Genomic DNA, 10,696 nt, shown 5'->3' on the forward strand with positions numbered 1-10,696 from the left:
GGCCGGACGCGGGACGCCCTTCACTGCGCGGCGCCGAAGCAGCGCGCCGCGTGCAACCCTAGTCCCTGCGCCACGCTGGCGAAGCGCTCGCCGCGCACGCTGCGCGCGGCCGGGAAGGCAGCGGCGATGCGGTCGGTCAGCGGCTTCAAGCCCGTGGAGCCGCCGGTGAAATAGAGCGCATCTACTTCGGCCGGCGCCACGCCGGCGCGGCGCACCGTCTCCACGGCCGCGTCGGCGATGCGCTGCAGGTCGGCGTCCAGCGCCTGCAGGGCCTGCGTTTCATCGAGCTCCGAGGCCAGGCCCGGCTCCAGCAGCGACAGGTCGATGCGCGCATGCCCCGAGTGCGCCACGTCGATCTTGGCCCCTTCCGCCAGCGTCCCCAGCGCATGTCCCAGGTGCTGCTGCACCACCTTCATCAGGCGCCGGTGCTGGACCAGATCGGCATAGAAGTCGCGCATGCCGCGCAGTTCCGCCACGCGCGGCGCGGTATAGACGGTATTGATCAGGTGCCAGGTGGCGAGATCGAAATAGACCTTGCTGGGCACTTCGCGCCCCCCGGGACCCTGGCCACGAAAGCCGCAGCTCGGCAGCACCGCCAGCAGTTCGATGCGGCGATCGAAGTCGGTGCCCGCCACGTGCACGCCGTGGCTGGCCAGGATGTCGTCCTGCCGCTGCAGCCGCTCGCCGCGTCCCGGCCCCACGCGCACCAGCGAGAAGTCCGAGGTGCCGCCGCCGATGTCGGCCACCAGCACGAGTTCCTCGCGCTGCGCGCCGCGCTCGTGGTCCAGCGCCGCGGCGATGGGCTCGTACTGGAACTGCAGTTCCTCGAAACCCACCGAGCGCGCCGCCGCTTCCAGCGCGGCCTGCGCTGCGGCGTCGCGCGCGGCGTCCTCATCCACGAAGAACACCGGCCGGCCCAGCACCGCGCGGCGGACCGGGGCGCCCAGCTGGCTTTCCGCCTGCGCCTTGAGCCGGCGCAGGAAGGCGGCGATCACGTCCTGGTACTTCACGCGGTGGCCGGCGCCGATGTCGGTGTCCTGCGTCACCAGCGGCGAGCCCAGCACGCTCTTCATCGAGCGCATGAGCCGGCCGTCGAAGCCGTCCACGTAGGCCGCCAATGCGGCACGCCCGTAGTGCAGTTCGGGCGGGTGCGTCGAGTCCAGGTCCACCGCGTAGAACACGGCCGTGGGCATGGTGGGCTGGCTGCCTTCCAGCGCGACGAGCCGCGTGCCACCGTCGCTGTCGGGCACGGCCACGGCGGAGTTGGAGGTGCCGAAATCGATGGCGCAATAAGTCATGGCACGCACGGCGGCGCACGGGGCGGCCGCGAAAAAAGGGCGGGATTGTAGGCGCGCCCTCTTTTCCCTTCCCGGCAGACCCAGTGCGCGCCCGCTCCAGCCCGGATGCCTCAAGCGGGCGCGCTTACGCAGCCAGCAGCTGCCACGCCACCGCCGCCAGCGCCAGCGCGACCAGGGTGTCGATGCAGCGCCAGGTGCGCGGCTGCGCCAAGCGTGGCGCCAGCACCGCGGCACCCACGCCCAGCGCCGTGAACCACATCAACGAGGCGGTGGCCGCGCCCGCCGCGAAGGCACCGCGCTGCGCGTGCTGCGCGCCCAGCGCGCCGATGAGCAACACCGTGTCCAGCCACACGTGGGGGTTGAGCCAGGTCAGCGCCGCCGTGGTCAGCAGCACGGCGGCCCGGCCCTGCGTCGCGCCGCCCGCGGCCAGGGCGCTGGTGCCGTTCCACGCCCGGCGCGCCGCCTGGGCGCCGAACCACAGCAGGTAGGCGGCGCCGGCCCAGCGCAGTGGCGCCATCAGCGCCGGGGCGGCCTGCAGCACCTGGCCCAGGCCGAACACACCCGCAAACACCAGCAGCGCATCCGACACCGCACACAGCGCCACCACCGGCGCCACGTGCGCGCGCAGCAGGCCCTGGCGCAACACGAAAGCGTTCTGCGCGCCGATGGCGACGATCAGACCCGCCATGGCGGCCCACCCCTGAACGAAAGCGGAGGAAGCATCGGAAAACATGGGCGCGATTGTGTTCAGTCGCCCCCGGTACATGAACAATCTTCAAAACTTGTGCGACTTCATCAGCAGTGCTTATGAAAGACCTGGACACCGCCGCGCTCGACTGCTTGGCGGCCCTGGCGGACGAAGGCAGCTTCGAGCGCGCGGCGCAGCGCCTGGCCGTCACCCAATCGGCGGTGTCGCAGCGACTGCGGGTGCTGGAGGCGCAACTGGGCCGGCCGCTGGTGGTGCGCGCGCGCCCGCTGCGCCTGACGCCGGCCGGGCGTGTGTTGCTGCGGCTGGCGCGCCAGTGGCAAGCCTTGCGCGTGGACGCCTCGGCCGAGCTGGGCCTGCCGCTGCCGCAGCTGAAGGTGCCCATCGCGGTCAACGCCGACAGCCTGGCGACCTGGGTGCTGCCGGCCCTGGACCCGCTGGTGCGGCAGGACCCGTCCCTGGCGCTGGAGCTGGTGGTGGACGACCAGGACTTCACGCACGAGTGGCTGCGCGACGGCTCGGTGCTGGGCTGCGTGAGCGCGCTGAGCGAACCGCTGCGCGGCTGCAGCGTGCGCCCGCTGGGCGTGATGCCCTACAGCGCCGTGGCCAGCCCGGAGTTCGTGCAGCGGCACCTGCCGCAGGGGCTGCACGAAGGCAACTTCGCGCACCTGCCCTTCCTGGTATTCAACCGGAAGGACGCCATGCAGACGCGCTGGGCGGAACTGGCGCTGGGCCTGCGCGCGCCAAGGCTGCTGGAGCGCCACGTGCCGGCCAGCGAGCCCTACATGCGCGCGGCACTGATGGGATGGGGCATCGGCGTGCTGCCGCTGCTGCAGTCGCGCGCGGCGCTGGACAGCGGCAAGCTGCTGGAGCTGCGCCCGGAGCTGCGGGTGCCGGTGGCGCTGTACTGGCACCAGTGGGCGCTGGAGGGCTCGCAGGGCACCCCGCCGCTGCTGGACCGCATCGGCCAGGCGCTGGAGGCGCATGCGCGGCAGGTGCTGGAGCGCTAGGCAAAACGCCTGCAACCGACGCTGCGCGTGTGCACACCGATGTCCTTCAACCTGCCCGGCATACTCCCCCGCATGAAAACCCTAGCCCCCCTCCTCGCCCCGCTGGCCGCCGCGCTGGCGTTCTCTGCCACACCGGCCCTGGCCGGCAAGACCCTTGACGCCATCAAGCAGCGCGACCAGGTCGTGGTCGGCGTGAGTACGGGCGTGGCGGGCTTCTCCGCCGCTGACAGCCAGGGACGATGGAGCGGCTTCGACGTGGACTTCGGCCGTGCCTTCGCCGCCGCGGTGCTGGGCGACGCCAACAAGGTGCGCTGGGTTCCACTGAGCTCGCAGCAGCGCTTCACGGCGCTGCAGTCCGGCGAGGTGGACGTGCTCTCGCGCAACACCAGCTTCACGCTCACGCGCGACGCCTCGCTGGGCCTGCACCAGACCGCCATCAACTTCTTCGACGGCCAGGGCTTCATGGTGCCGGCCAAGACCAAGGTGAAAAGCGCCAGGCAGCTCAAGGGCGCCAGCGTCTGCCTTCAGTCGGGCACCACCACCGAGAAGAACCTCACCGACTTCTCGCGCACCCACAACCTGAACCTCAAGCCCGTGGTGTTCGAGAAGATCGAGGCCGCCAACGCCGCCTACTTCTCCGGCCGCTGCCAGGCCTACACCACCGACGCCTCGGGGCTGGCCGCCATCCGCTCGCGCGAGGCCAAGGACCCGAAGGAACACGTGATCCTGCCCGAGCTGATCTCCAAGGAGCCGCTGGGCCCGCTGGTGCGCCGCGGCGACGACGAGTGGTTCGCGATCGTGAAGTGGGTCGTGTACGGGCTGATCGAGGCCGAGGAGGCCGGCATCACCCAGGCCAACGCCGACAAGCTCAAGGCCGAGAGCACCGACCCCGTCGTGCAGCGCCTGCTGGGCAAGAGCGACGACATGGGCAAGCTGTTGGGGCTGGACCGCGACTGGCTGCTGCGCGCCGTCAAGGCCGTGGGCAACTACGGCGAGATCTACGAGCGCAACGTCGGCGAGAAGACGCCCGTGGACCTGCCCCGCGGCAAGAACGCGCTGTGGAACCAGGGCGGCCTGCTGTACGCGCCGCCGGTGCGCTGAAGCCCGCCACGCGCGCCCGGCTGGCGCAGGCGCTGGTGCTGATCGCGCTGGCACTGCTGCTGGCCTGGCTGGCGCGCAACACGCTGGCCAACATGGCCGCGCGCGGCATCCAGGCCGGCTGGGACTTCATTGGCGACGCCGCGGGCTTCGACATCGGCGAGGCACCCATCGCCTTCGACGCCGGGCAGAGCTACGGCCGCGCCTTCCTGGTGGGCGTGCTCAACACGCTGCGCGTGGCGCTGGCGGGCATCGCCACGGCCACGCTGCTGGGCGGCGCCATCGGCCTGGCACGGCTGTCGCGCAACGCGCTGCTCAGCCGCCTGGCCGGCCTCTACGTCGAGCTGTTCCGCAACGTGCCGCTGCTGGTGCAGCTGCTGCTCTGGTATTTGCTGCTGGTGGAGTACCTGCCCGACCCGGGCGAGCCGCTGCGGCTGGGTTCGTGGCTCCTGCTCAGCAAGGGTGGGTTGTCTCTGCCCTGGCCGGATGAAGGCGGCTGGAGCCTGCCGCAGCCCGGCCCCTTCGCGGTGGAGGGCGGCGCCACGCTCACGCCCGAGTTCGTGGCGCTGTGGGGAGGACTGAGCCTCTACACCGCCGCCTTCATCGCCGAGGTGGTGCGCGGCGGCGTGCTGGCCGTGCCGCGCGGGCAGACCGAGGCGGCGTTGAGCATCGGCCTGTCGCGCGCGCAGGTGCTGCGGCGCGTGGTGCTGCCGCAGGCGCTGCGCGTGATCGTCCCGCCGCTGGCGAACCAATACCTGAACCTGACCAAGAACTCCTCGCTGGCCGTGGCCATCGGCTACCCGGACGTGGTCTCCATCGCCAACACCGCGCTGAACCAGACCGGGCGCGCGCTGGAATGCATCAGCCTGATCATGGCCGTGTACCTGTGCACCTCGCTGCTGACCGCGGCGCTGATGCACGCGCTGGACCGCCGCGCAGCGATCCGGGAGCGCTGATGGAACCGCGGGACGACTTCCAACCGATCCCGGCGCGCCGACCGCCTCCGCCGCCAGGACTGGCCGCGCGGCTGCGCGAGCGGCTTTTCGGCGGCTGGCTCAGCGGCGCGGCGACGCTGGCGATCCTGGCGCTGGGAGCCTGGGCGCTGCCGCGGCTGCTGGACTGGGGGCTGTGGCAAGCGGTGTGGGTGCCCGACGCCGAGGCCTGCCAGGCCGCGCGCGGCCATGGCGCCTGCTGGGGCGTGGTGGCGGAGAAGCACCGGCTGATCCTGTTCGGCCGCTATCCCTTCGAAGAACACTGGCGCCCCGCCACGACGCTGGCGCTGTGGGGGCTGCTGGCGTTGTGGAGCGTGCTGCGCGGCGGCCATCCCGGCGGCGAACGGGCGCTGGCCTGGGGCTGGCTGGTAGGGCTGCTGGCGGGCGTGGGGCTGCTGCGCGGTGGCTTCGCGGGGCTGCCGCCGGTCAGCACCGACCAGTGGGGCGGACTGCCGCTGACGCTGCTGCTGGCGCTGGTCGCCATTGCGCTGGCCTTCCCGCTCGCGGTGGCGCTGGCGCTGGCGCGGCGCTCGGGACCGCCGCTGCTGCGGGGCCTGGCCACGCTCTACATCGAACTCGTCCGTGGCGTGCCACTGGTGTCGGTGCTGTTCATGGCGAGTTTTATTTTTCCGCTGCTGCTGCCGCCGGGAAGCAACCCGGACGTGCTGCTGCGCGTGCTGGCGGGCCTGTCGCTCTTTGCCGCCGCGTACCTGGCCGAGACCATCCGCGCCGGGCTGCAGTCGGTGCCACTGGCGCAAGCGCAGGCCGCGCGCAGCCTGGGCCTGACGCCGTGGCAGGTGCAGCGCCTGGTGCTGCTGCCGCAGGCGCTGCGCGCGGTGATGCCGGCGCTGCTCAACAGCTTCATCTCGACCTTCAAGGACAGCTCGCTGGTGACCATCGTCAGCCTCTACGAGCTCACCGGCGCGCTGGGCCTGGCGCTCAGCGGCGACCCGGTGTGGCGGCCGTTCAAGGTGGAGGGCTACCTGTTCGTGACCGCGATCTATTTCATCGGCTGCGCCGCGATGTCGGCTGGCGGGCGCTGGGCGGAAGCGCGCTGGCGGCGCGGGAGTTGAGCCATGGCGAACGATCGCGAACAGGCTCCGCTGGTGCGCTTCGAGCGTGTCAACAAGTGGTTCGGCAGCCAGCACGTGCTGCGCGACGTCGAACTGGCGATCCAGCCCGGCGAGCGCGTGGTGCTGTGCGGGCCATCGGGCAGCGGCAAGTCCACGCTGCTGCGCTGCGTGAACCGGCTGGAGCGCTTCGAGGAAGGCCGGCTGACGGTGGACGGCGTGGCGTTCGAGCCCGGGCGGCGCGAGGACGAGCGCGCACTGCAGGCGCTGCGCCGGCGCGTCGGGATGGTGTTCCAGCAGTTCAACCTGTTCCCGCACCTGACCGTGCTGGAGAACCTGGCGCTCGGCCCCGAGCTGGCCGGCGAGCCCCGGGCGCAGGTGCGCGAGCGCGCCCTGGCGCAACTGGCGCGGGTGCAGGTGGCGGAGCAGGCGAACAAGTACCCGCTGCAGCTCTCTGGCGGGCAGCAGCAGCGCGTGGCCATCGCGCGGGCGCTGGTGCAGGCGCCACGGCTGCTGCTGTTCGACGAGCCCACCTCGGCGCTGGACCCGGAGATGGTGCAGGAGGTGCTGGACGTGATGCGCGCGCTGGCCGACCAGGGCCAGGCGATGCTGTGCGTCACCCACGAGATGGGCTTTGCGCGCGCGGTGGCCGACCGCGTGGTGTTCATGGACGAGGGGCAGATCGTCGAGCAGGCACCGGCGGCGCAGTTCTTCGAGGCGCCGCGGAAGGCCCGCACGCGCGCCTTCCTGCAGCGGGTGCTGGCCCCGGCGGGCACGGCGCCGGGGTTCCCCCACGCCTGAACCAAATGGTTGCGCGCGGCACACTGCCGCCCTTCCTGAACCACCCCGCGATGCCGCTCATGACCACCGACGTGCGCCAGCCTGATTTCCGTATCGATCCCCAGTTCACCGAGCGCTGGTCGCCCCGCGCCTTCACCGGCGAGGCGCTGGACCGGGGCACGCTGATGACGATCCTGGAAGCCGCGCGCTGGGCGCCCTCGGGTTCCAACCTGCAGCCCTGGCGCTTCATCTACGGCCTGCGCGGCACGCCGGCCTTCGAGACGCTGGCCTCCACGCTGGCCGAGGGCAACCGCGCCTGGGCGCCGCAGGCCGGTGCGCTGGTGCTGGTGCTGTCGCGCACGCAACGCGTGGTGCCCGGCAAGGAGCAGCCGCAGCCCATCGTCTCGCACGCCTTCGACGCGGGCGCGGCCTGGATGAGCCTGGCGCTGCAGGCGCAGGCGCTGGGCCTGCACGCGCATGCGATGGGCGGCTTCGACCGCGCCATGGCGCGCGAGCTGCTGGGCATTCCCAACGACCATGAGCTGCACGCCGTGGTGGCGCTGGGCCGGCGCGGCGACGCGTCGCAGTTGCCGCCGTCGCTGCAGGAGCGCGAGCGGCCCAACGGGCGGCTGCCGCTGTCGGCGCTGGTGGCCGAGGGACGGTTCGAGTTCGGGAGCTGATTCCGCTTCTGGCCAGTGAAGGAGTTTCGTTCGCCCTGATGCTTCGATACCTCAGTCCGAACGGGTCATTCCACGACCAAAGTGAAGCGGGCCTTACAGCGGCGCCGGTTCGGCCGCCGAGGCGCGCGTGGCCTGGGCCTGCATCACGATCTCGGGCTTCAGGTGCGGCGCGAAGGACTGGATGAAGTCGTAGGCGTAGGCGCGCAGCAACGCGCCGCGGCGCAGGCCGATGCTGGTGGTGTTGATGGCGAACAGGTGGCGCGCGTCGATGGCCCTCAGCGGCTGGTCGCGCTCCTCGTCGAAGGCGATGGAGGCCACGATGCCCACGCCCATGCCCAGACCCACGTAGGTCTTGATCACGTCGGCATCCATGGCGCTGAGCACCAGCTGCATGTTCAGCCCGGCGCGGTGGAAGGCATCGTCAATGGTGCCGCGGCCGGTGTAGCCCACGTCATAGGTGATGAGCGGATAGGCCGCCAGCCGTTGCAGCGTCAACGGCCCTTGCAGCAGCTCGTGCTCCGGCGGCACCACCACCGAGTGCGTCCAGCGGTAGCACGACAGCGCCACCAGCGGGTCCTGCTCGGCCAGTGCCTGCGTGGCAATGCCGATGTCGGCCTCGCCGCTCACCAGCATCTGCGCGATCTGCTGCGGCGAGCCCTGGTGCAGCTTGAGGCTCACGCCGGGATGGCGGGCCTGGAAGTCGCGCACCACTGCCGGCAGCGCGTAGCGCGCCTGCGAGTGCGTGGCGGCGATGGAGAGCGTGCCCACGTCGCCCTTGCTGAAGTCCTCGCCGATGCGGTGCAGGTTCTGTGCCTCGGTGAGCAGCCGCTCCACCACCGGCAGCAGGGCGCGCCCGGGCGCGGTCAGCCCGGTCAGGCGCTTGCCCTGGCGCACGAAGATCTCGATGCCCAGTTCCTGCTCCAGTTCGCGGATCTGGCGGCTCACGCCGGGCTGCGAGGTGTGCAGGGCCTGGGCGACTTCGGTCAGGTTGAAGCCGCAGCGCACGGCCTCGCGCACGGATCGCAGTTGCTGGAAATTCATGGCGGCTCCCGTCGTTGATGCTCGCTGGGATTATTTGAAACCGCGTTTTCTGAGCCAACGAAGGGTTGAGCGCTTGCACATGCGCTTAGCGTATGAACTGGCCGGTCCCTGCACACCGAAGGGATAAGGCCGGCCCTTGGCGCCGGGCCGGCGTGCCCCGTCAGTCGGGGCTGGCCGAGGCGATGACGCCGCCGCCCAGGCAGACCTCGCCGTCGTAGAGCACGGCCGACTGCCCCGGCGTGACGGCCCACTGCGGCTGATCGAAATGCAGCGCGATCGCGTCCGGCGCGGGCAGCGACAGCCGGCAGGGCGCATCGGACTGGCGGTAACGCGTCTTGGCCGCCAGCACGCCGGGCGCGGGCGTGCGTCCCGCCACCCAGCTCAGGTCCTGCGCCACCAGCGAGCGGCTCAGCAGCCAGGGGTGGTCGTGGCCTTGCACCGCGTAGAGCGTGTTGGTGGCTGGGTCCTTGCGCGCGACGTACCAGGGCTCGTGCTCGCCGCCGCCGCGCGGGGCGCCCTTCTCCTTCACGCCGCCGATGCCCAGGCCCTGGCGCTGGCCCAGGGTGTAGAAGCTCAGCCCCACGTGCTCGCCGATCTTGCGGCCGCGCGCGTCCTTGATCGGCCCGGGCTGGTTCGAGAGGTAGCGGTTGAGGAACTCGCGGAACGGGCGCTCGCCGATGAAGCAGATACCGGTGGAATCCTTCTTCTTGGCGTTGGGCAGGCCGACCTCGGCGGCGATGCGCCGCACCTCGGTCTTGGGCAGTTCGCCCACGGGGAACAGAGTGCGCGAGAGCTGCGGCTGGTTGAGTCGGTGCAGGAAGTAGCTCTGGTCCTTGAGCGGATCCAGGCCCTTGAGCAGCTGGAATTCGCCGCCCACCTCGCGTACCCGCGCATAGTGGCCGGTGGCGATCTTCTCGGCGCCCAGGCGCATGGCGTGGTCCAGGAAGGCCTTGAACTTGATCTCGGCGTTGCACAGCACGTCGGGATTGGGCGTGCGGTTGGCCTGGTACTCGCGCAGGAACTCGGCGAAGACGCGATCCTTGTACTCGGCGGCGAAGTTGACGTGCTCGATCTCGATGCCGATGACTTCGGCCACGCTGGCGGCGTCGATGAAGTCCTGGCGCGACGAGCAGTACTCGCCGTCATCGTCGTCCTCCCAGTTCTTCATGAAGATGCCCACCACCTCGTGGCACTGCTGCTTGAGCAGCCAGGCACTGACGGCGGAGTCCACCCCGCCGCTGAGACCCACCACCACGCGGCGGGGCCGCGTGCCGGTGTGCACCGCCGGGGCGGCGGTCGAAAAAAGCTCGGTACTGCTCATGCCTTGATCTGGGGCGCGAAGACGCTGGGGTCGGTGGTGAGGAGGTCCAGTGGGTAGCGCTTGCCCGAGAGGTAGTCCTCGATGCCCCGCATCAGCAGCGGGTTGCGATGGCGGTGGGCGTTGGCGCGGATTTCGGCCGGCGACATCCACAGCGTGCGCACGATGCCCTCATCGAGCACCCAGCCGGGCTGCGGCGCGCTGGCCGTGCCGGTGAAGGCGAAGCGCAGGTAGGTGATGTCCTCGCCCGTGCCCTGCCGGTACACGCGCGAGAGGTACGCGCCCACGAGCTGCGTGGGCACGAACACACAGCCGGTCTCCTCCAGAACCTCGCGCGCCACGCCTTGCAGCAGCGATTCACCCGGGTTGAGATGGCCTGCCGGGTTGTTCAGGCGCAATCCCTCGGCCGTGTGCTCCTCCACCAGCAGGAAGCGATGCTCCCCATCGACCACCTTGCCGATGAGCGCCGCGACGGTGACGTTGGGTTTCCATCGTTCTGACATGGGCGCGATGGTAGCTTCCGGCCAACGCCAGCACCTTACCAAGGCCGGATTTTGACCCGCAGCTTTCTATAAGGTGGTATAGAAGAGCGTAATGTGAAATTTTCACGGTTGTGGAAGGAGACGAGCCATGCTGATCGGAGTGCCACTGGAGACGGCGGCGGGAGAAACCCGGGTCGCGGTCACGCCGGAGACCGCGAAGA

The 10,696-nt window shown here is 70.8% G+C and carries 11 protein-coding genes; 6 read left to right on the plus strand and 5 right to left on the minus strand.

From position 1 onward, the window contains the following. Positions 1–20: 20 nt before the first annotated feature. Together Q0741_RS26860 and Q0741_RS26865 are read right to left on the minus strand one after the other, a co-directional pair. The gene (locus Q0741_RS26860; RefSeq protein ID WP_298236263.1) at positions 21–1,298 is read right to left on the minus strand and encodes an Hsp70 family protein; all 1,278 of its coding nucleotides are present in this window, start codon (positions 1,296–1,298) and stop codon (positions 21–23) included. Between the two features lie 124 nt (positions 1,299–1,422). Then, entirely contained in the window at positions 1,423–1,986 is a 564-nt protein-coding gene (locus Q0741_RS26865; RefSeq protein WP_298236264.1) for a LysE family transporter, read from the minus strand. A gap of 119 nt (positions 1,987–2,105) precedes the next feature. On the opposite strand from Q0741_RS26865, the gene Q0741_RS26870 reads away from it, so the two are divergent. The 6 genes from Q0741_RS26870 (at position 2,106) to Q0741_RS26895 (ending at position 7,634) form a co-directional block, all read left to right on the plus strand. Beyond that, positions 2,106–3,014 (plus strand): LysR family transcriptional regulator ArgP, encoded by a 909-nt coding sequence (locus tag Q0741_RS26870; protein ID WP_298236265.1) that lies wholly within the window; start codon positions 2,106–2,108, stop codon positions 3,012–3,014. A gap of 72 nt (positions 3,015–3,086) precedes the next feature. Further along, on the plus strand, positions 3,087–4,115 hold the full coding sequence (locus Q0741_RS26875) for an amino acid ABC transporter substrate-binding protein (protein ID WP_298236266.1): 1,029 nt from the start codon (positions 3,087–3,089) through the stop codon (positions 4,113–4,115). Then, entirely contained in the window at positions 4,073–5,068 is a 996-nt protein-coding gene (locus Q0741_RS26880) for an ABC transporter permease subunit (protein ID WP_298236267.1), read from the plus strand. The genes Q0741_RS26875 and Q0741_RS26880 overlap by 43 nt, the downstream gene beginning before the upstream one ends. Then, positions 5,068–6,177: an amino acid ABC transporter permease gene (locus Q0741_RS26885; RefSeq protein WP_298236268.1), complete on the plus strand. Its 1,110-nt coding sequence runs from the start codon at positions 5,068–5,070 to the stop codon at positions 6,175–6,177. The genes Q0741_RS26880 and Q0741_RS26885 overlap by 1 nt, the downstream gene beginning before the upstream one ends. A gap of 3 nt (positions 6,178–6,180) precedes the next feature. Further along, positions 6,181–6,975, plus strand: coding sequence for an amino acid ABC transporter ATP-binding protein (locus tag Q0741_RS26890; RefSeq protein WP_298236269.1), 795 nt, complete (start codon positions 6,181–6,183; stop codon positions 6,973–6,975). Positions 6,976–7,034: 59 nt separating this feature from the next. Further along, positions 7,035–7,634 carry a nitroreductase family protein gene (locus Q0741_RS26895; RefSeq protein ID WP_298236270.1) on the plus strand — a complete coding sequence of 200 codons (600 nt, stop codon included), beginning with the start codon at positions 7,035–7,037 and terminating at the stop codon, positions 7,632–7,634. 93 nt (positions 7,635–7,727) lie between these two features. Here the strand turns inward: Q0741_RS26895 and Q0741_RS26900 are convergent, their stop codons facing one another. From Q0741_RS26900 to Q0741_RS26910, 3 genes are all read right to left on the minus strand, one after another. After that, positions 7,728–8,675, minus strand: a complete 948-nt coding sequence (locus Q0741_RS26900; protein ID WP_298236271.1) for a CysB family HTH-type transcriptional regulator — start codon at positions 8,673–8,675, stop codon at positions 7,728–7,730. 160 nt (positions 8,676–8,835) lie between these two features. Beyond that, complete coding sequence (gene mnmA / locus Q0741_RS26905) at positions 8,836–9,996, minus strand: tRNA 2-thiouridine(34) synthase MnmA (protein WP_298236272.1); 1,161 nt, start codon at positions 9,994–9,996, stop codon at positions 8,836–8,838. Beyond that, positions 9,993–10,496 carry an NUDIX hydrolase gene (locus Q0741_RS26910; RefSeq protein WP_298236273.1) on the minus strand — a complete coding sequence of 168 codons (504 nt, stop codon included), beginning with the start codon at positions 10,494–10,496 and terminating at the stop codon, positions 9,993–9,995. The genes mnmA and Q0741_RS26910 overlap by 4 nt, the downstream gene beginning before the upstream one ends. Positions 10,497–10,696: the final 200 nt, after the last annotated feature.

Source organism: uncultured Azohydromonas sp. (genome assembly GCF_937926365.1).
GTDB lineage: Bacteria > Pseudomonadota > Gammaproteobacteria > Burkholderiales > Burkholderiaceae_C > Azohydromonas.